At 72.7% G+C, this 19,949-nt stretch carries 18 protein-coding genes and 1 riboswitch; of the genes, 10 read left to right on the top strand and 8 right to left on the bottom strand.

What is annotated here, in order from left to right:
• Positions 1–57: 57 nt before the first annotated feature.
• The 4 genes from HDA43_RS04970 to HDA43_RS04985 form a co-directional block, all read right to left on the bottom strand.
• Positions 58–1,188: a glycosyltransferase family 4 protein gene (locus HDA43_RS04970; RefSeq protein ID WP_179818539.1), complete on the bottom strand. Its 1,131-nt coding sequence runs from the start codon at positions 1,186–1,188 to the stop codon at positions 58–60.
• Positions 1,185–2,504 carry a M48 family metallopeptidase gene (locus tag HDA43_RS04975; protein WP_179818540.1) on the bottom strand — a complete coding sequence of 440 codons (1,320 nt, stop codon included), beginning with the start codon at positions 2,502–2,504 and terminating at the stop codon, positions 1,185–1,187. Before HDA43_RS04975 ends, HDA43_RS04970 begins: the two co-directional genes overlap by 4 nt.
• 49 nt (positions 2,505–2,553) lie before the next feature.
• Positions 2,554–3,360, bottom strand: coding sequence for a gluzincin family metallopeptidase (locus HDA43_RS04980; protein WP_179818541.1), 807 nt, complete (start codon positions 3,358–3,360; stop codon positions 2,554–2,556).
• Between the two features lie 211 nt (positions 3,361–3,571).
• Complete coding sequence (locus HDA43_RS04985; RefSeq protein ID WP_179818542.1) at positions 3,572–4,111, bottom strand: C40 family peptidase; 540 nt, start codon at positions 4,109–4,111, stop codon at positions 3,572–3,574.
• Between the two features lie 109 nt (positions 4,112–4,220).
• A riboswitch (cyclic di-AMP (ydaO/yuaA leader) is annotated at positions 4,221–4,380 on the bottom strand.
• Between the two features lie 595 nt (positions 4,381–4,975).
• On the opposite strand from HDA43_RS04985, the gene HDA43_RS04990 reads away from it, so the two are divergent.
• The 4 genes from HDA43_RS04990 to HDA43_RS05005 all read left to right on the top strand — a co-directional run bounded on the left by HDA43_RS04990 (position 4,976) and on the right by HDA43_RS05005 (position 9,058).
• Positions 4,976–6,217 (top strand): serine hydrolase domain-containing protein, encoded by a 1,242-nt coding sequence (locus HDA43_RS04990; protein ID WP_179818543.1) that lies wholly within the window; start codon positions 4,976–4,978, stop codon positions 6,215–6,217.
• Between the two features lie 134 nt (positions 6,218–6,351).
• Positions 6,352–7,056 (top strand): VanZ family protein, encoded by a 705-nt coding sequence (locus tag HDA43_RS04995; RefSeq protein WP_179818544.1) that lies wholly within the window; start codon positions 6,352–6,354, stop codon positions 7,054–7,056.
• A gap of 68 nt (positions 7,057–7,124) precedes the next feature.
• Entirely contained in the window at positions 7,125–7,841 is a 717-nt protein-coding gene (locus HDA43_RS05000) for a response regulator transcription factor (protein WP_179818545.1), read from the top strand.
• On the top strand, positions 7,838–9,058 hold the full coding sequence (locus tag HDA43_RS05005) for a sensor histidine kinase (RefSeq protein WP_179818546.1): 1,221 nt from the start codon (positions 7,838–7,840) through the stop codon (positions 9,056–9,058). The genes HDA43_RS05000 and HDA43_RS05005 overlap by 4 nt, the downstream gene beginning before the upstream one ends.
• Here HDA43_RS05005 and HDA43_RS05010 read toward each other — a convergent pair.
• Positions 9,009–9,950, bottom strand: a complete 942-nt coding sequence (locus tag HDA43_RS05010) for a C40 family peptidase (RefSeq protein WP_312873016.1) — start codon at positions 9,948–9,950, stop codon at positions 9,009–9,011. The genes HDA43_RS05005 and HDA43_RS05010 overlap by 50 nt on opposite strands.
• Positions 9,951–10,255: 305 nt before the next feature.
• Positions 10,256–11,578 (bottom strand): NYN domain-containing protein, encoded by a 1,323-nt coding sequence (locus HDA43_RS05015; protein ID WP_179818548.1) that lies wholly within the window; start codon positions 11,576–11,578, stop codon positions 10,256–10,258.
• Positions 11,579–11,729: 151 nt separating this feature from the next.
• Between HDA43_RS05015 and HDA43_RS05020 the strand changes: the two genes are divergently transcribed.
• Both HDA43_RS05020 and HDA43_RS05025 read left to right on the top strand, forming a co-directional pair.
• Complete coding sequence (locus HDA43_RS05020) at positions 11,730–13,454, top strand: DEDD exonuclease domain-containing protein (RefSeq protein ID WP_179818549.1); 1,725 nt, start codon at positions 11,730–11,732, stop codon at positions 13,452–13,454.
• Between the two features lie 42 nt (positions 13,455–13,496).
• Positions 13,497–13,784 (top strand): Lrp/AsnC family transcriptional regulator, encoded by a 288-nt coding sequence (locus tag HDA43_RS05025; RefSeq protein WP_179818550.1) that lies wholly within the window; start codon positions 13,497–13,499, stop codon positions 13,782–13,784.
• 104 nt (positions 13,785–13,888) lie between these two features.
• Here the strand turns inward: HDA43_RS05025 and trpD are convergent, their stop codons facing one another.
• Together trpD and HDA43_RS05035 are read right to left on the bottom strand one after the other, a co-directional pair.
• The gene (gene trpD / locus HDA43_RS05030; protein WP_179818551.1) at positions 13,889–14,935 is read right to left on the bottom strand and encodes an anthranilate phosphoribosyltransferase; all 1,047 of its coding nucleotides are present in this window, start codon (positions 14,933–14,935) and stop codon (positions 13,889–13,891) included.
• A gap of 21 nt (positions 14,936–14,956) precedes the next feature.
• The gene (locus HDA43_RS05035; RefSeq protein WP_179822795.1) at positions 14,957–15,355 is read right to left on the bottom strand and encodes a response regulator; all 399 of its coding nucleotides are present in this window, start codon (positions 15,353–15,355) and stop codon (positions 14,957–14,959) included.
• 197 nt (positions 15,356–15,552) lie between these two features.
• Here HDA43_RS05035 and ctaE point away from each other — a divergent pair, with 197 nt between their 5' ends.
• Genes ctaE through qcrB form a run of 4 tightly spaced genes read left to right on the top strand, consistent with a single transcriptional unit; the run spans position 15,553 to position 19,742 of the window.
• Positions 15,553–16,170, top strand: a complete 618-nt coding sequence (gene ctaE / locus HDA43_RS05040; RefSeq protein ID WP_179818552.1) for an aa3-type cytochrome oxidase subunit III — start codon at positions 15,553–15,555, stop codon at positions 16,168–16,170.
• 16 nt (positions 16,171–16,186) lie between these two features.
• The gene (gene qcrC / locus HDA43_RS05045) at positions 16,187–16,996 is read left to right on the top strand and encodes a cytochrome bc1 complex diheme cytochrome c subunit (RefSeq protein ID WP_179818553.1); all 810 of its coding nucleotides are present in this window, start codon (positions 16,187–16,189) and stop codon (positions 16,994–16,996) included.
• A complete protein-coding gene (gene qcrA, locus HDA43_RS05050; protein ID WP_179818554.1) occupies positions 16,993–18,099 on the top strand; it encodes a cytochrome bc1 complex Rieske iron-sulfur subunit in 1,107 nt (368 codons plus the stop codon). The genes qcrC and qcrA overlap by 4 nt, the downstream gene beginning before the upstream one ends.
• A complete protein-coding gene (qcrB, locus tag HDA43_RS05055) occupies positions 18,096–19,742 on the top strand; it encodes a cytochrome bc1 complex cytochrome b subunit (protein WP_179818555.1) in 1,647 nt (548 codons plus the stop codon). The genes qcrA and qcrB overlap by 4 nt, the downstream gene beginning before the upstream one ends.
• Positions 19,743–19,949: the final 207 nt, after the last annotated feature.

Genomic DNA, 19,949 nt, shown 5'->3' on the forward strand with positions numbered 1-19,949 from the left:
CGCACGACCGGCGCCCGGCCCGCCTCGGGCCGGGCGCCGCCGTACATCGAGCCCGGCTCACGTCCCGGCGGGCGCCGGGTCCCGCAGCAGCTCGGCGAAGCGGGCGGACACCAGGTCCCAGCCCCACTCGCGGGTGACCCAGTCGCGCCCCCGCTCGCCCATCTTCCGCGCCCGCTCCGGGTCCTCCAGCAGCCCGGTCACGGCCCGCGCCACCTCCCGCGGGCGGGTGCCGTCCACCACCACGCCGGTCTCCCCCGGCAGGACCGCATCCGGGGCCCCGCCGGAGGAGCCCGCCACCACGGGCAGGCCGCTGGCCGAAGCCTCCAGGTAGACGATGCCGAGCCCCTCGAAGTCGATGCCGCCCAGCCGGGTGCGGCACGGCATGGCGAACACGTCCCCGGCGTCGAGGTGGGCCGGCAGCGCCGCCCACGGCACCGGCCCGGTGATTCGCACCGCGTCGCCCAGCGGCCGGGCCAGCCGTTCCAGGGTGCGGTGGTAGGGGCCGCCGCCGACGATCAGCAGCACGGCCTCCGGCACGGCCCGCAGCACGAGCGGCCAGGCCCGCAGCAGGACGTCCTGGCCCTTGCGCGGCACCAGCCTGGACAGGCAGACCACGACCGGCCGCTCCCCGAGGTCCAGCGCCGCGCGCACCTCGCGCCCGCCCGCGCCGGGCCGGAACGCCCCGGTGTCCACACCGGGCGCGAGCCGGGCCAGCCTGCCCGCGGGGATCACCCGCTCCAGCCGCCGCCGGGTGTACTCCCCCAGGTAGGTGACCACGTCGGCGTGCTCGCCGATCCTCGCCAGCAGCCCGCGGGCGCCGGGGACGCCGGCCCAGGCCGCCTCGTGCCCGTGGGTGACCATGACGATCCGGCGGGCCCCGGCGGCGCGCATCGCGGGCGCGAGCAGCCCGAGCGGGGCCGCCGCCCCGAACACCACCGTGTCGCAGCCGTACGCGGCCATGACCTCGGCGGCCCGGCGGGCGACCCCGCGGGTGGGCAGCATCAGCGAGGTGGGGTGCCGCACGACCGGGTACGGCCGGCGGGCGTCGAAGTCCTCGCAGCCGGACCAGCGCGGGGCGTAGACGACCACCGACCCCGGCGGGCGGCCGGCGGCCAGGCCGTGCACGAACGCCTGGATGCCCCCGGGCCGGGGCGGGAAGTCGTTGGTGAGGAACAGCGCGCGGCTCACGGCTCCGGAACGCCGTTCAGCAGGGCCCATGAGCGCGCCATGGCGATCCGCTGCGGCGCCGTCGGGTGAGAACCATAGAGAACATATTCCAGGAAGTCCGGCGAGAGATCGGAGATGTTGGTGACCGACAGGCGCCGCTGCATCGCGACGAACGTCTCCGGGTCCCGGGTCAGCTCCAGCGCGTGCGCGTCGGCGCGGGCCTCGATCTGCCTGCTGACCAGGTTCTGCGCCGGCCCGGACAGCACCGTGGCCAGGCTCATCAGCCCCATGATCAGCCCCACCGCCCGCGGGTCGGCCGCCGAGGCGACGCCGGCGCGCCGCCGCACGGGGCCCGCGGCGAGCACCAGGTACAGCAGGCAGGCGCCGAAGGCGGCGCCCAGTCCCCCGACGAGCGTGCCGTACAGCACGTCGCCCGCCTTGGCGTGGCCCAGCTCGTGCGCCACCACCAGCTCGACCTCCCTGGCGGGCGCCCGGAGCAGGGTGTCGTAGACCACGATCCTGCGGGTCGCGCCGAACCCGGAGACGTAGGCGTTGAGCGCGGTGGTGCGCCGGGAGGCGTCGGCGACCAGGACGTCCTCGACGGGCACGCCGTCGCGGGCGGCCATGGCCAGCAGGTCGTCGCGCAGCGGCCCGGCGGCCATCGGCGTGAAGTCGTTGAAGAGCGGCTCGATGACCACCGGGTAGGCGAAGGACGCGGCCACGGTCAGCGTGAACGCGCCGATCGCGGCGGGTATCCACCAGCGCCGGAAGCGCCGGGCCAAAGCCACCACCGCGAGCACCATGACCGCGAGCAGCGCGGTCCGGACGCCGATGTCCTTGAGCCGGTCCGCGGTCCACGACGGCCACGTCTGGGTGGACAGGCCGTAGGCGCGCAGCTGCGTCTCCGACCACATGCCCAGCGGCCAGCGCAGGGCCTCGACCGCCGCCGACAGCCCGACGACGCCGAGCAGCGCCCGCGCCCACCAGGGTCCGCGCAGCCGGCCGAGCAGCCGGGCGCCCAGCGGAGTGGCCACCAGCACCCCGGCGACCAGGAGGGTCAGCCCGAGCGACAGGTAGGCGGGCGCGGTGAGCGCGGCGTCGAACGCCTCGGAGCGGGCGATCTGCCCGGCGGTGAAGTCGCGCGCCGGGTCCGGCGCGACGGCCGGGGCGGCGGACGGCAGGGCCCACCAGGGGGTGGTGAGCGCCACGACCGCGACCGTGGCCGCGCCCAGGACGGCCAGCGCCCATCCGGCGGCCCGCACCCCCGCGGGTGCCGCTGCCGCTTCCGCCGCTTCCGCCGCTTCCGGCGTGTCCGGGCCCGTCGCGGGGTCCGTCATCGGGTCCCTCCGAGTCGCGGGGACCCCGCCCTCGGGCGTGGAGAGGACGTCAACCCAGCTCCCTTCTCAGGTGGTCGCGCCAGCCGGCGGTGAACTCCGCCGGGGACATGCCCGGCACGCCGCCGACATCGCTACCGTAGAGCCTCACCAGGGCCCGCTCGCCGTACCGCTGCGCGACATAGCGGCAGGCGAGCCACGCCTCCTCGTACGCCTGCGCCCGCCGCGGGGCGCCCGCCGCGAAGTCGGCGGGGCCGGGGAGCCGCGCGGGCAGCCGGCCCTCGCGCACCTCCGCGGCCAGTTCGGCGGCGGCCGTCGCGGTCGCGATCCCGGCGTCACGATAGCCGACGTAGTCGGCGAACCCCTCCGACAGCCAGACCGGCACCCGGCCGCCGCGGGTGGCGCCGGTGGCCACGTGGGTGAGCTCGTGGGCGAGCACCACGTCGCGGCCGGGGCCGCTCAGCCTGGCGTATCCCGACGGCAGGACGATCACCCGGCCCGCGTCGGCCAGCGCGGCCAGGCCGGCGACGGCGGCGGGCGCGGCGCCGGCCAGCGCCGCCGCCTCGGCGTCGTCGGCGGGGAACAGGACCACCGCCCGGACCGGCCCCCAGACCTCGAGGACCGTACGGCGGGCGCGGTCGGCCCTGGCCGCCAGGTCGGCGAGGCGGGACGGCGGGACACGGTGGCCGATCACGACGGAGTGCTCGCCGCGGACGGTGACGGAGTCGCCGGGCCACGGGTCGCGCGGCGCGGGAGACGGGCTCGCGCCGGTGACCAGGGCGGCGCCCGCCATCGTCAGGATCCCGGCGAGCACGGCACGACGCTCCGCCGGGACGCGCTGCTCTGTCGGGACGCGCACACGCCCGATGGTAGCGACGGGCCCCGGACGCCGACCGGCGGCGTCCCGGTGGCGCGGCGGGTGCGCCGCGGGGTCCGGCGGCGTCGCGGCACGTCCCGGCGCGTCCCGGGCCGGACCGGCCCTAGACACGCGGCGGCCCCGCCCGTCCCTTCGCGGGACGGGCGGGGCCGTCTTCCCGGTCACCTCCCTGGCGGGCGGCGGCCGGGATCCGTCAGGCTCCGGGCCGGACCGCCCCGGAGAAGGAGGACCGGTAGTACCCCTTCAGGAGGACGACCCTGACGGTCTTGCCGCTGCTCGGCGAGTGGACCATCCTGCCCTTGCCGACGTACATGCCCACGTGGCCCTTGCCGTAGAAGAACAGCAGGTCACCGGGGCGCAGGCTGCTCCACGAGACCTTCTTCCGCACGGATCGGTACTGGCTGGTCGTGACCCTGGGGAGGGAGACGCCGGCCTTGCGCCACGCGTACCGGACGAGACCGGAGCAGTCGAACGCGCCGGGACCGGAGGCTCCCCACCGGTATGGATCGCCGATCTGCTTCTTGGCCGTCGAGACGGCCCTCGCGGCCTTCACCTTCTGCAGCGCGGTCCTGCTCAGCGTGGTCTTCTTCTTCGCCTTCGCCGTCTTCTTGGCGCTGACGTGCGCCGCGGAGGCGGCGGAGGCGGCGACCGGGCTCTCAATCCGAGAGGCGGTGCTTCTGACCTGGAGAACGGAGCCGGTTTCCGTGTCGGCCAGCGCGGCCGTGGAGCTCATCGTGACCGCTCCGGCGGAGGCGGTCACGGTGAGGGCGAAACCACTGGCACAAACGCGAAAAAAGCGCGACGAACGGGGGTTAAGCAGGGTGGTAGACAGGATTTCTCCTTGGGACTTCCGCTGACGCCTACCGGGTTAGCTGACGGGTTCGGGCAGGGAAGAAGCCCTACGGCGCGTCGGACGCGCCGATTCACCCCTGGCCGTGTCTCACGGCCGGTGGGTCCCCGGCTCCGTGCCTCCTGGCTGCACGGACTCGGCAGGCCGCCGCAGGTGGGAGCGTCTCTCGCCGGGCGCGGCGGCCGGATGGATCTTTCGTGGGCTCCGGCATGACGGGCCGGACCCGGCGCGGCGGCATGGCTTGCTCGCCGCGACGCCAGAAGTTACCCCCGCTTCTCACGATTCGGCAAAGGAATCGCAAAAGATACATAGATCGACAACGCTTCCGGTGATCGCCGAGTCGCTGTTCAGGGACCGATTTCACCGGGCGAATATGACGCTCGTCACATTTCTGTGATCAAACCGAGAAATCATGATTTTTGTGGCACAGATCACATAATGGTTAAGATCATTGGCGGAACGCCCGGCCGCCCGGGGACGGGCACGTACGGGTTCTCGCGCTCCATGTCGCCGTCGCGGCGCTCCGGGCAGGGGCGATGAACTCCGTTCCCAGGTCGCCGGATCAGGCGACGCGGCCGATCACGCCGCTGCCTCCTCGCGCTCGGCTCCTGGCAAGGGACTCCGTGTATCGCGGACGTATGGAAAACCGCATACGCCGCCGCAACGGTCCCGCGTCTTCAGTGAAGGCGTGAACCATCACGCATCACTGTCAGCACCGGCTTCATCGGCCGGGAAAGGACCATGATCATGGGTTCGGATTCGTTACCTGGCATCGACCGGCGGCGGCTGGTCAAATGGGGCGGGCTGGCGGCCGCCGGCGTCGTCGCGGCCGGCACGCCGCCGGTGAGCGCCGGGACCGGCCACACCGAATCGTCCGGACACGGCCGGATCCCGCCGGACACCCTGCCCGGCGGGGCCTATGACCGGTACGTGGCGCGGCTGGCCGCCGAGGGCAGGTTCTCCGGTGTGGTGCTGCTGTCACACCAGGGCCGGACGGTGCTGTCCCGCGGCTACGGCATGGCGGACGAGGAGAGAGGGATCCGCAACCACGAGGGCACCGCGTTCAGCCTCAGTTCGGCCGGCAAACCGTTCCACGCGGTGGCCGTTCTGCAGCTGGCGCAGCGGGGCAGGTTGCAGCTGACCGACACGGTGGGCGAACACCTGACGGGCTTCGCCCCGGAGATCGCCGACCGGGTGACCATCCACCACCTGCTGTCCGGCACCTCGGGGCTGGACATGCCGGACGAGGACGTGCAACGCGTCTTCCAGAGCCGGGACGAGGTGCACGACCACTACGTGCGGCGCGCCCGGCAGGCGAGACCGGTGGGCGCCCCGGGCACTCCCACCACCGCTCACGCGGAGGCCGAGGTCACCATTCCCGCGCTGATCGTGGAGGCCGTGACCGGCATGACGTACTGGGACTACGTCCAGGAGAACATCTTCAAGCGCTGCGGCATGGCCGGCTCGGCGTTCCACACCAGGCCGCGGTGGCTCACCGGCGAGCACATCGCGCACCCCTACATGAAGCTGGCCGACGGCAGCGTGGTGGACGCCCTCCGCAACCTGGACAGGGGCAGCCCGTACCCGCACGTACCGGGCAAGAACCCGGGCCGCGGCTTCATCGACGCCCCCGGGGACGGCGGCTTCGCCACCGCGCCGGATCTGGTCCGGTTCGCACACGCGCTGCGCGACGGCACGGTGCTGGACCGGCCCTGGGCCGACGTGCTCACCGCGGCCAAGATCCCCCACGGACCGGCGTCGTTCGGCGCGTACGGGATCCCGATCGACATCGTCAACGGCCAGTGGATGTTCCAGCGTGCCGGTGGCAACCCCGGCGTCGGCGCCAACTGGAGCATCTACCCCGACACCGGCTGGGTCGGCGTCATCCTCTCCAACCGCGACTCAGACGGCGTGTCGCTGCAGGACATGATCGGGCGGGAGACGCAGGCCGTCACCGGGGCTTCGCCCGGCGGCGGGGGTGGTGGCTGAAACGTTCCGGCGGCTGAGTCGGCTGCGGGCCCGGGGCGGAGGCGCCGGGCGGCGACGCCGGGGACTCCGTGTATCGCGGACGTATCCGAAATCGCATACGCCACCGCAACGGCCCTCCGTCTCCAATGGGAGGCATGAACCGAAGTGCATCCCTGTCAGCACCGCTCCGCCGCGCGCGCGGCATCGTGCTCGCCGGCCTGGCGATCCTCGGCCTGGCGGGCCTGGCGTTCGTCGTGCGGCGGCCGCTCATGATGTCCGCTCCGAGGTGCCTGGCCGGCCGGTGGCACGGCTGCCTCGACACGGAGAACGGTGTGCTGCTCATGACGCTGGTCGCGCTGCCGCTGGCCGCCCTGGCGGCGTGGGCCCTGGCGCGCCGCCGGCGTGCCGCCTGCGCCGCGTCGGCCTGGCGGATGTCGCTGGCCGAGGTGGGCATGGTCTACGGGACGGTGCCGTTCGTATGGATGACCATGATGCCGGGCCCGGGGGCGGGCGTCATCCCCGGCCGGGTGAGTCTGGTCCCGCTGCGGGATCTGCTCACCATGGGGCCCGTCGGCATCGGCGGCAACCTGCTGGTCTTCGCGGCGCTGGGGTTCTTCGCCCCGATGCGGTTCGCGGCGCTGGCGTCCGTGCCGCGGATCCTGGCGCTCGGGGCAGGCTGCTCGGTCGTGGTCGAAACCGCGCAGTACGTTCTGTGGCTGGACCGGGTGTCGTCGGTGGACGACGTGCTGGTCAACGCCGCCGGCGCCGCGCTGGCCGCGCTGGCGTCGCGCCGCTGGTGGCGCACCGCGGCGGAGGCGCCGTCGGATCGGCCTCGCCCCGCGCCGGCATCGGCGGGCTGAGTCGCGTGCCCGGTGCGCACGCGTCCTCGCATACCCCGGCGATATGTCGTACTGCCTAGGCTTCGGACATGCGCGTACTGATCGTGGAGGACGAGCCCTACCTGGCCGAAGCCGTCCGTGACGGTCTGCGGCTGGAGGCGATCGCCGCCGACATCGCCGGCGACGGCGACTCCGCCCTGGAACTGCTCAGCGTCAACTCCTACGACCTCGCGGTCCTCGACCGCGACATCCCCGGCCCCTCCGGCGACGAGGTCGCCCGGCACATCGTCGCCTCCGGCAGCGGCATCCCGATCCTCATGCTCACCGCCGCCGACCGGATCGACGACAAGGCTTCGGGGTTCGGGCTCGGCGCCGATGACTACCTCACCAAACCGTTCGACCTTCGGGAGCTCGTGATGCGGCTGAGGGCGCTCGACCGCAGACGCGCGCACGCCCGGCCCCCGGTCAGGGAGATCGCGGGCCTGCGGGTGGACCCCTTCCGCCGGGAGGTCTTCCGGGACGGACGCCACGTCGCGCTCACCCGCAAGCAGTTCGCCGTGCTCGAAGTCCTCGTCGCCGCCGAAGGCGGTGTCGTCAGCGCCGAAGAACTGCTGGAGCGGGCCTGGGACGGGAACGCCGACCCCTTCACCAACGCCGTCCGCATCACCGTCTCCGCATTGCGCAAACGACTCGGCGAACCATGGCTCATCGCCACGGTGCCGGGCGTCGGCTACCGAATCGACACCGGCGCCGACACCGGCGCCGACACAGGGCATGGGCCCCGCCCGCCCTGGCGGCACTCGTGACCAGGCGCCCGGGGCTCAGCGCCCGGCTGAGGCTCACCATCAGCTACGCCGGGTTCCTCCTGCTCGCCGGCGCTCTCCTGCTGGCCGTGGTATGGGTGTTCCTGCTGCGCTACGTACCCGACGGCACGCTCATGATCGAGCCGTGGGGCGGCCGGCCCGGGGCGCCGTCCCCGCGGCTCATACCCAACCGCACCGACCTCCAGCGCGCCTTCGTCCCCCGCGCGGCCCAGGCACTGGCCTTTCTGCTGACGTTCGGCCTGCTGGGCGGATGGATCCTCGCCGGCCGGATGCTCGCACCGCTCACCCAGATCACGGATGCGGTCCGGACGGCCGGGAACGGGTCGCTGTCCCACCGGATCCGCATGAAGGGCCGCCAGGACGAATTCCGTGAGCTCTCCGACGCGTTCGACTCGATGCTCGAGCAACTGGAGTCCCACGTCGCCGAGCAGCGGAGGTTCGCCGCGAACGCCTCCCACGAACTGCGAACCCCGCTGGCGATCTCGCGGACGCTCCTCGACGTCGCCCGCCAGGACCCCACGCGGAACCGGGACGAACTCATCGAACGCCTGCGCACCGTCAACCAGCGGGCGATCGGCCTCACCGAGGCCCTCCTGCTGCTCAGCCGCGGCGACCGCGGAAACTTCACCCGCGAGGGCGTCGACCTCTCCCTCCTCGCCGAAGAAGCCGCCGAGACCCTGCTTCCCCTCGCCGAACGGCGCCGGATCACGCTGGACGTCACCGGCGGGGCGGCCCCGGCCGACGGCTCCGCCGAGCTCCTGCTGCGGATGGTGACGAACCTCGTCCAGAACGCCATCGTCCACAACCTCCCCGCCGGCGGCACCGTGACGGTCCACACCGAGGCGCACGACGACACGAGCGTGCTGCGGGTCGAGAACACGGGTCACCGGCTTCCACCGGAACTGGTGCCGACCCTCACCGAACCCTTCCGGCGCGGAACGGAACGTGTGCGCACCGGCGAGCACGCCGGCGTCGGGCTCGGCCTGGCCATCGTGCACAGCATCGTCCGCGCCCACGACGGCACCCTCGACCTCGTCCCCCGCCCCGACGGGGGTCTCCTCGTCACGGTGCGGCTTCCCGGCGCGCCGACGGCCGAGACCGGCCCGGCCTCGTCGGCCTCGCGGTCAACGCGACCCGGAGAGGGCCGGCTCAGGGACGGACGGCGCCGACCAGGCCGCTGCGGAGGGGCGAGATCTTGACGACGTCGCCGGTCTGCGGGGCGTGGACCATCTTCCCGCCGCCGATGTAGATGCCGACGTGCCCCAGGCCGTGGCTGAAGACGAGGTCTCCGGGCTGGAGGGCGCTCACCGGCACCCGGCGACTCGCCCCCCAGCTCCACTGCTCCCAGGTCGTACGGGGCAGGCTGACGCCCCCGCTGCGCCAGGACGCCTGGACGAGCCCGGAGCAGTCCCAGCCGCCCGGCCCCGTCCCGCCGAACCGGTAGGGCTTGCCGATCTGGGCGTAGGCGAAGGCGAGGGCGGTGCGGGCGTTGCCGGAGGCCGGGCCGCTGTACTTGATCCCGGTGCTGTTGGGGTTGCCCTGCTGGTAGGTGCCCAGCTCGTTCAGGAGCTTGGTCTGGGCCCTGACCATCTTCTCGACCTTGGCCTTCTCGCCGGCCAGCTCGTCACGCGTCTTGTCGGCCTCGTTGAGGGCGGCCTTGGCCTGGTTCCGGTTGTCGCGCAGCGTCTTGGTCGCCTCGTCGAAGGCGTTGAGATACCGGGCGCGGGCGGCGGCCATCTGGTCGGCCGCGGCCATGCTGCTCAGCAGGGCCCCGGGGTCGCCCTGGTTGATCAGGCCCTCCCAGCCGGTCACGGAGCCGTACTGGTAGGAGCTGACCGCCATCGTGACGAGCTCCTTGCGCAGGTCGGCGACCTTGGCCGTCTGGCGGGCGAGGTCACCGTCCAGTGCCTTGTACTTCTTGCGGGCCTTCTTCCACTTCTCGCCCGCCTGGTTGTACTTCTCAACGATCTTGTCGGCCTGGTCGTTGAGCTTCGCCAGCTTCCGCTTGGCCTCGGCGACCGTGGGCCTCGGATCGGCGGCCGCACCGCCCATCGGCACCAGGAACAGCGCGAGGGCGAGCCCCGCGGCCACCGGTACACGTCCGAACCAAACCGGCTTACCCGCCACGGCCACAGTGCCGCCTCCCCAGTGCGAAGACCTGGGGCGAAATAGTACAGAAGAGGTAAGGACCGGCTCACCTTTTCGGGGGTTTTACTTGGTTTCGAAGCGATCTCTCCTGACGGTCCGGCGCACCCCGGCCGGTCGGCCCGCCCGGCGCGGCGGCGCCGGCTCAGGAGAGACGGACACGGAAGGGACCGGGAAGAGACCGGGAAGGGCCCCGGAGCCCCGGGCGGGCACCCGGTGGCCCCGGGGTGGCCGCCGGCCGCGTGCGGGCCTCAGGTGCGCCCGAGACGCCGCAGCAGCAGCACCGAGGGCACCGGCCGGGCGCCCATCCGGCGGACCGACTCGGCCACCTCGCGGTCGGAGGAGACCACCGCGACGGCGCGGCCGACCGGCTCGGCGCGGACGAGCTGACGGATGAGGTCGTCGGCGATCTGCCCCGGGGAGCTGAACATCACCCGCACCCCCCGCGGGGCCGACACCGGCACCGGGCCGTTCAGCTCGGCGCCGTCGAAGACGCAGGTCAGCTCGACCCGGGTCTGCGCGTACAGCGCGCCGAGGCCGGTGAGCAGCCGGGCGCGCTGGTCGGCCAGGGTGAGCGTGCCGTACCCGGTCTTGGTGACGTTGTAGCCGTCCACGATCACGTGGATCTGCGGCAGCGCGAGCAGCTGGTCGAGCAGTGCCGGGTCGTCGTCGGCGAGCGCCCGCGCGGGCACCGCCTGGGCCCCCTGCCCGCCGGGCGCCACCGAGAGCACCGAGTCGGCGGGCCGGTTGATACCGGAGGGCAGGGCGAGCTCCCGGCGCAGTCCGGCGGCGGCGTCCTGGAGGGCGTCGAGCAGCATGCGGACCTTGGCGTCCTCCAGGCTGCGGCCCTCGCGGGCGGCCCGGCGGCTGGTCTCCAGCTGCCGCTCGGCGTCGGCGAGGCGCTCGCGCAGGCGGCGCAGCTCGCTCTCCCCCGCGCTGCCCGCCGACGCGGCGGCGACCTTGGCCTCGCGGACCTCCTCCTCCGCCTCGGCGGTCCGTGCCTCGGCGGCCCGGGCGCGCTCGCGGGCGTCGTGCAGCCGGCGGCGCAGGTCGGAGATCTCCGAGCGGGCGCCCTTGAGCTGCTCGCGCAGCCGTTCGCCCTCCTCCTTGGCGGCGGCCTTCTGCGCGGCGAGCTGCTCGCGCAGCCGGGTGACGGTCTGCTCCATCGCCGAGCCCTCGGCCACGGCGGCCGACCGCTCCAGGTCGTCACGGGCGGCCTCGACCATGTCCGCCCAGCCGGGCGGACGCGTGAGGTAGGCCGCGGCGGCCACCAGGGACGGCTCGGCCGCCGGCGGCGCCACACCCCCGGCGAGGCTCGCCACCAGGTCGGGCCACTCGGCCGCCAGCGCCTCGGCGACCAGCTCCCGGAACTCCTTGTCGTTCTCCAGCTGGGCGGCGATCGGCGCGCTGCCCAGCCTGGCCCGCTTGCGTGGGTCGAACTTCGCGATCCCCTTGAGCTGGGAGGGCACGGCGGCGGCGGGCATCGCCCCCAGGATCTGCGCCGCCAGCTCCACGACGTGTGAGCGGACCTGCTCGGGTAACGGACGAGACAGGCCCTCTCCGGCTGAACTCATCACGGGCCCCTACTCGGATCGGTCTTGACGTCAAGGGTACGGCCAGCCCGCGACGGCACCGACCTGAGCGGAGATCACCGGCTCCGGCCCGACCTGCGCGCGCCGGGGGCCGGACGGTGAATGTCGGTGGGGGCTTCTATGGTCTTGAGCCGTGGAGTACGCCGTACAGGGAACGCTGGACGAGCTGGGCACCCCCCTCGACCAGATCACGTTCGTCGTGTTCGACCTGGAGACCACAGGCGTCTCCGCGGCCGAGCATGCGATCACCGAGATCGGAGCGGTCAAGGTCAGGGGCGGCGAGATCCTGGGCGAGTTCGCCACGCTGGTCGACCCCGGGTCCCCCATCCCTCCGTTCATCTCCGTGCTGACCGGCATCACCGACAGCATGGTCGTGGCCGCCCCGAAGATCGAGGCGGTGCTGCCGTCCTTCCTGGAGTTCACCCGCGGGACGACGCTGGTGGCGCACAACGCCGGGTTCGACGTGGGCTTCGTCAAGGCGGCCTGCGCCGCCCACGGCCATCCCCCGCCCGACCACCCGGTGGTCGACACCGTCGTGCTGGCCCGCCGCCTGCTGACCCGCGACGAGGCCCCCAACTGCAAGCTGGCCACGCTGGCCCGGCTCTTCAGCGGCACCGAGCCCCGCCACCGCGCCCTGGCCGACGCCCGCGCCACGGTGGACGTGCTGCACGCGCTGCTGGAGCGGGCCGGCTCCTTCGGCGTGCACACCCTGGAGGAGCTGCGCGGCTTCACCCGCGCGCCCACCCCCGAGCAGCGCCGCAAGCGCCACCTCGCCGACGCGGTGCCCGCCGCCCCGGGCGTCTACGTCTTCGAGGACCACCGCGGCGACCCGCTGTACGTCGGCAAGAGCGTCGACCTGCGCACCCGCGTGCGCAGTTACTTCACCGCGAGCGAGACCCGCCCGCGGATCCGCGAGATGGTCGGGCTGGCCGAGCGGGTCCGGCCCATCGTCTGCGCGACCCCGCTGGAGGCCGAGGTCAGGGAGCTGCGGCTGATCGGCGCGGCCAAGCCGCGCTACAACCGCCGCTCTCGCTTCCCCGAGCGGGCGGTCTGGCTGAAGCTGACCGTCGAGCCCTTCCCCCGCCTGTCGGTCGTCCGCGAGGTCAGGGACGACGGCGCCGCCTACCTCGGCCCGTTCGGCGGCTCCCGCGCCGCCGAGGACGCCCGCGTCGCCCTGCACGAGACGTTCCCGCTGCGGCAGTGCGCCGAGCGGATCACCGCCCGCGCCCGGCGCCCGGCCTGCGCCCTGTTCGGCATCGGCCGGTGCGGCGCGCCCTGCGAGGGCCGCCAGAGCGCCGAGGAGTACGGCGAGCTCGCCGAGGCCGCGCGCCGGGCGATGGAACTGGACGCCTCGGCGGTCTTCGCCGCGATGGAGACGCGGATGACGCGCCTGTCGCTCGACCAGCGCTACGAGGAGGCCGCGGCCGACCGCGACCGGCTGGCCGCCTACGTCCGGGTCGCCGCGCGCATGCAGCGGCTGCGGGCGCTGACCGCCCTCCCCCAGCTCGTCGCAGCCGCCCCCGCGGCGGACGGCGCCTGGGAGGTCCACGTCGTACGGCACGGCCGGCTGGTCTCGGCCGGGGTCATGGCCCGCGGCGTCCACCCCACGCCCTTCGTGGAGGCGCTGGTGGCCACGGCCGAGACCGTCGTGCCGGGGCCCGGCCCGCTGCCGGCCGCCCTGGCCGAGGAGACCGAGTGCGTGCTGCGCTGGCTGGAGGGCCCCGGCGTGCGGCTGGTGCAGGTGGAGGGCACCTGGAGCCTGCCGGTGCACGGGGCCGGGAGGCTGCGGGCCCGCATCGACCACGCCTACCGTGGGATCGACTCCCACCGGCCGCGTGAGGGCCGCCCGGAGCGCTGATAGCTTCTGGACTGCAAGCCGCACTCAACGAGGAGGAAGCCCGTGGTCACCGCGATCGTGCACATCACCGCCGAGGTGGACCGGATCCCCGAGGTCGCCCAGACGATCGCCGAGCTCGACGGGGTGAGCGAGGTGTACTCCATAACCGGCGAGTACGACCTGATGGCGATGGTGCGCGTCCCCTCCTACGAGGAGATCGCCGAGGTCATCCCGGGCCGGATCAACAAGGTGCCCGGGGTGCTGCACACCGAGACCAACGTCGCCTTCCGCACCTACTCCCGGCACGACCTCGACGCCGCCTTCTCGATCGGCCTCGGCGAGTCCGACTGACGTCTCCCCGGCCGGCTTCCGCGATCCGGGGCCGGCCGGCAGGTCCGGGGCCGGGCTCCCGGCCGGGCGCGGGGTTCGGCCCGCGGGAGCCCGGCCCGGGGGGCTCAGGCCCGCTTCAGTGACCGGCTGGCGGCGATCCAGCGGTCGAGGAGGGCGGCGGCGGCGCCGGAGTCGACGGCCTCCACGGCGCGGGCGTAGGCGGCCGTCATCGCGGCGTCCAGGTCGTCACCCGGGCCGTCGTGGGCGACCAGCGCGGCGGCGGCGTTGAGCAGCACCGCGTCGCGGACCGGCCCGGTCCTGCCGCCGACCAGGTCGCGGACGGCCTGGGCGTTGAAGACCACGTCGCCGCCGCGCAGCGCGTCCGGGGCCGACCTGGGGATGCCCAGCACGGCCGGGTCGAAGACGGTCTGCGTGGCGTCGCCGTCGCGCACCACCCAGACCGTGGAGGTGGTGGCGGTGGTGAGCTCGTCCAGCCCGTCGTCGCCCCGGAAGACCAGCGCCGACACCCCGCGCTCGGCGAACACGCCGGCGATCACCGGGAGCATGCGCGGCTCGAAGATGCCGATCGCCTGGGCCTGGGGCCGGGCCGGGTTGGTCAGCGGGCCCAGGAAGTTGAAGACCGTCGGGACGGCCAGCTCCTTGCGGGCCGGGCCGGCGAAGCGCAGCGCCGGGTGGTAGAAGGCCGCGAAGCAGAAGGCGATGCCCACCTCGGCGGCCAGCCGGGCGGTGGCGGCCGGCGGCAGGTCGAGCACGATCCCGAGGTGCTCCAGCACGTCGGCGGCGCCCACGGAGGAGGACGCCGAGCGGTTGCCGTGCTTGACGACCCGCGCACCCGCGGCGGCGGCCACGATCGCGGCCATCGTGGAGACGTTGACGGTGTGGGCGCGGTCGCCGCCGGTGCCGACGATGTCGACGACGCGGCCCTCGACGGTCAGCGGCGTGGCGTGCTCCAGCATCGTGCGCGCCAGGCCGGTCACCTCCGCGACCGTCTCCCCCTTGGCCCGCAGCGCCACGGCGAAGCCGGCGACCTGAGCGGGCGTGGCCGTACCGGACATGATCTCGTTCATCGCCCAGGCGGTCTCGTCCGCCGTCAGGTGCTCACCGGCGATCAGGGCCGACAGCAGCGCGGGCCAGGTGGTGCGCGCGTCCATGAGAGGTCTCCAGCGGATGGGTCAGTGGGCGGTCAGGCGGCCGGACAGCCGCCGGCGCATCAGGCCGGCGATGGCGTCGGCGAGCGTCACCGGGTCGATCGGCTGCGGCACGACGGCGTCGGCCCGCGACCACTCCGCCAGCCAGCGGTCGTCCCGGCGGGCGATCAGCAGGCAGATCGGCGGGCAGTCGTAGACCTCGTCCTTGGCCTGGCGGGCCACCCCCATGCCGCCGGCCGGCTGGGCCTCCGCGTCGAGCACCGCCACGTCGATCTCGCCGGAGTCGAAGTGCTGGACGACCTTGGCGTGGGTGGCGCACTCCACGATCTCCACGAGGGGCACGTCGGCGGCCGGGCGCCTGCCGATGGCCTGCCGCACCTTCTCCCGGGTGGCGGCGTCGTCGCTGTAGACGAGGACCCTCATCTTGTCGTCGGTGCTCACGGTCTGCGCTCACTCATCCCTTGTCGATGTATGGTCACCTGGGATGCTACCGGTCACCTCGCCCGCGGACCCAGGGCGGAGGTACTGACGGACGGAAAACTCCGTTCGTCCTGTTTACAGTGGCATTCAGGCCCCCTATCGGGGGGCCGTGCGGCGACCCGACCAGGGGAGCCGCAATAATGCTGGGCGTGGCGACAGCATCCGCAATCTCAACGACGACGACAGCACACTCGTCCCGCAGGCCCGACCTGGTCAGCGTGGGGACGATCGTCTGGCTGTCCTCCGAGCTCATGTTCTTCGCGGCGCTGTTCGCGATGTACTTCACCATCCGGTCAGTGAGCATCGGCCGGGGCATGCCCTGGCCCGAGGCTCATCTGAACGTCCAGTTCTCGCTGGTCAACACGATCATCCTGGTCCTGTCGAGTGTGACCTGCCAGCTTGGCGTGTGGGCAGCCGAGAAGGGCCAGGTCGCCAAGCTGCGCTTCTGGTACATCGTCAGCTTCCTGATGGGCGCCGTGTTCGTCGGCGGCCAGCTGTACGAGTACAGCCAGCTGGTCCACGAGGGGCACACCCTGTCGCACTCCGCGTACGACTCGGTGTTCTACCTGACCACGGGCTTCCACGGCCTTCACGTGACCGGTGGACTGATCGCGTTCCTCTTCATGCTGGGACGCACGTACGCCGCGAAGCGCTTCACCCGTGAGCAGGCGACCAGCGCGATCGTCGTGTCCTACTACTGGCACTTCGTCGACGTGGTCTGGATTGGCCTTTTCGTGACCATCTACGGCATTCACTAAGGAATCGGGGATCTCTGTGACTAGGATCACCGCTGGACGGCGGCATCCCCTCGCGAGATACGCCGTCCTGCTTCTGGCTCTCGGGCTGCTCGGAGGTATCTACACCTTCGTGGCCTCGACGACGGGGCGTGCCGACGCCTCCATCGCGGCGGGCCGGGCCGACGACGTAGCCGAGGGCAAGAAGCTCTTCCAGCAGAGCTGCGCCAGCTGCCACGGCTTCAACGCCGAAGGCAGCAACGTGGCTCCGTCGCTGGTCGGCGTCGGCGCCGCGGCCGTCGACTTCCAGGTCAGCAGCGGGCGCATGCCGCTGGCCAGGCCCGAGGCCCAGGCGCCGCGCAAGCCGCCGCCCCCGTGGGTCAACGAGACGACCATCCGCCAGCTCTCGGCCTACGTCGAGTCGCTGGGCGGCGGCCCCACCGTTCCCGCGGCCGAGCAGGTCGACCCGGCCAAGGGCGACCCGGCCAAGGGCGGTGAGCTGTTCCGGGCGAACTGCATCCAGTGCCACAACTTCGTCGGCGCCGGTGGCGCTCTGACCCGGGGCAAGTACGCCCCGAACCTGACGGAGTCCACCCCGACGCAGATCTACGAGGCCATGATCACCGGCCCGCAGGCCATGCCGGTGTTCAACGACAGCATCATCACGCCCGAGCAGAAGCGGGACATGATCGCCTACATCACGGGCGTCCGCAGCCAGGTCGACCCGGGCGGCGCGGGTCTCGGCCGCATCGGCCCGGTCACCGAGGGTCTGACGGCCTGGATCGTCGGTCTCAGCCTGCTCGTCCTGGCCGCCATCTGGATCACCGCGAAGAAGCGACAGGCCAAATGACTGACAACAACCACGACATCGAACAGCCCGAGGGCCGCGTCCCCAAGCGCGTGATCGGCACTCCCTCGCCCGCCACGAGCACGTCCGTGCTCGGCGACGACGAGCGCCCCGGGGACCAGGGTGTCCCCGGGGTCGTCCCGCAGAGCGAGGCGACCGCGAGGAAGGGTGAGCGGATCGCCGCCCTCTGCTTCCTCCTGACCCTGCTCGGGGGCATCGCCTTCATCGCCTCCTATGTGATCTTCCAGGTCGGGGACATCGACTCCGCGCGCGCCTCCAACGTGGCCCTGGGCGGCTCGCTCGCCCTCGCGCTGCTGGCCATGGCCGCCGGCATGGTGGTCTGGGTCCGCCTGGTCATGCCGAAGTACAACATGGTCCAGGAGCGCCACACGATGGCCTCCGACGGCCGGACCCGCGAGTACGTCACCGAGACGTTCAAGCACGGCGTCGACGAGAGCGGCTTCGTCAAGCGGCCGATGCTGCGCCGTACGCTGCTGCTCGCCGCGGCCCCGCTGGGCCTGGCGCCGCTGGTCCTGCTGCGCGACCTCGGCCCCCGCTACAGCGATTTCCCCGAGAAGCTCCGGCACACCGTCTGGGGCGAGAAGACCAAGGACGGCAAGCCTCGCAGGCTCGTCGTCGAGGGCACCGGCGCGCCGATCCGCGCGGCGGACTTCAACTCCCCCGGCGGCATCCTCTCCGTGGTCCCCGAAGGGTACGAGCACGATCTGAACGCGCTGGCCAAGGCCACGCTGATCCTGCTCAAGTTCCGGCCGGAGGAGCTCAAGTCCGGCACGAACCTGAACTGGGCGCCCCAGGGCATCGTGGCGTACTCGAAGATCTGCACGCACGTCGGCTGCCCCGCGGCCCTGTACGAGCAGACCACGCACCACATCCTGTGCCCGTGCCACCAGTCCACCTTCGACGCCGCCGACGGCGCCAAGGTGATCTTCGGCCCGGCCGCCCGGCCTCTGCCCCAGCTCCCCATCGCCGTCGACGAGGAGGGCTTCCTCGTCGCCACAGCGGACTTCTCCGTCCCGCCCGGCCCCAGCTTCTGGGAGCGCGGGGACGCCGAGGCCGAGGTCCGTGAGAACGGAGGCCACGCGTGAGCATCACGACCGTTCCGAAGCCCATCGCGGGAACGAGTTCCTTCCTCGACGACCGCCTGGGCGCCGGAAACTTCCTCAAGCGCAACCTGAGGAAGATCTTCCCCGACCACTGGTCCTTCCTGCTGGGTGAGATCGCCCTCTACTCGTTCATCGTCCTGCTGCTGACCGGCACGTTCCTGACGTTCTTCTTCAAGCCCAGCATGGGCGAGGTCCCCTACGAGGGCTCCTACGAGCCGCTCAAGGGCATCATGATGTCCGAGGCGTACGCATCGTCGCTGCACATCAGCTTCGACGTGCGCGGCGGTCTGCTGATGCGGCAGATGCACCACTGGGCGGCCCTGCTGTTCGTCGGCGGCATGATGGTGCACGCGCTCCGCGTGTTCTTCACCGGTGCGTACCGCAAGCCGCGCGAGCTGAACTGGCTGATCGGCGTCCTGCTGCTGACGCTGGCCCTGTTCGAGGGCCTGACCGGCTACTCCCTCCCCGACGACCTGCTCTCCGGCGCCGGTCTGCGGATCACCGAGGGTGTGGCGATCTCGCTGCCGCTGGTCGGCACCTGGATCACGTTCTTCCTCTTCGGCGGCGAGTACCCCGGCGAGGACGTGATCTCCCGGTTCTACTCGCTGCACATCCTGCTCATCCCGGGCATCCTCCTGGCGCTGATCACCGCCCACATGATCCTGATGTGGGTGCAGAAGCACACCCAGATGCCGGGCAAGGGCCGGACGAACGAGAACGTCGTCGGCGCCCCGTTCTACCCCGCCTTCATGGTCAAGGCCGGCGCCTACTTCATGTTCACCTTCGGCGTCATCGCGCTGCTGGGCGCCTTCGCCCAGATCAACCCGATCTGGCTGTTCGGCCCCTACACCCCGGCGGACATCTCGGCGGGTTCGCAGCCGGACTTCTACATGGGCTTCCTGGAGGGCTCCCTCCGCCTGATGCCCCCGTGGGAGATCAACATCGCCGGCTTCACCCTGCCGATGAGCGTGCTGATCCCGGCGCTGGTCCCGATGGGGATCATCATGACGGGCCTGGCGCTGTACCCGTTCATCGAGCAGTGGGTCACCGGCGACCGCAGCGAGCACCACATCGCCGACCGGCCCCGCAACAACCCGCACCGCACCTCGATCGGCATGGCGGCGGTCACCTTCTACGGTGTCCTGTGGCTGCTGGGCGCCAACGACGAGCTGGCCTCGTTCTTCCACATCTCGCTGAACGCGACCACCTACGTCGGCCGGGTGATGGTCTTCCTCGGCCCGGCGATCGCCTACTACGTCACCTACCGGGTCTGCCTCGGCCTGCAGCGCAGCGACGCCGCGGTCATCGGGCACGGCGTGGAGTCGGGCGTCATCAAGCGCCTGCCCAACGGTGAGTACATCGAGGTCCACGTCCCGCCGAACCCGGCCATCGAGGCCCACGTGCGCGGCAAGGCGCCGGTCCCGATGCTCCCCGGTGCCGACGGCGACGGCGGCGGCGAGCGCGACGGCGTGCCGCCCAAGCAGCTGCGCGGTCCGCTCGGCAGGCTCCGCGTCAAGATGAGCCGGGCCTACGGCGGCGAGAAGATCCCGCTGGACGACGGCCACGGCCACGGCGAGGAGCACGCCGCGATCGGGTCGGGCGAGGACAGGTCCCTCACCCACTGACCCACCGCTGATCCGCCACGGCAGAAGGGCCCGGACACCGCCACGGTGTCCGGGCCCTTCTCCGTCTCCACAGGGCCTCTCAGGGCTCTTCCGCCGGCGTCCCGCGGGCCTGGACCGCGGCGTCCCCAGGGGCCGCCCGGGACGCCTGTACGGGCTCACCGGCCCCCTCGACCGGTGCCCGGCCCCCGAGGCCCGCCCAGGACGTCC

Source organism: Streptosporangium sandarakinum (genome assembly GCF_013409935.1).
Classification (GTDB): Bacteria; Actinomycetota; Actinomycetes; order Streptosporangiales; family Streptosporangiaceae; genus Streptosporangium; species Streptosporangium nondiastaticum.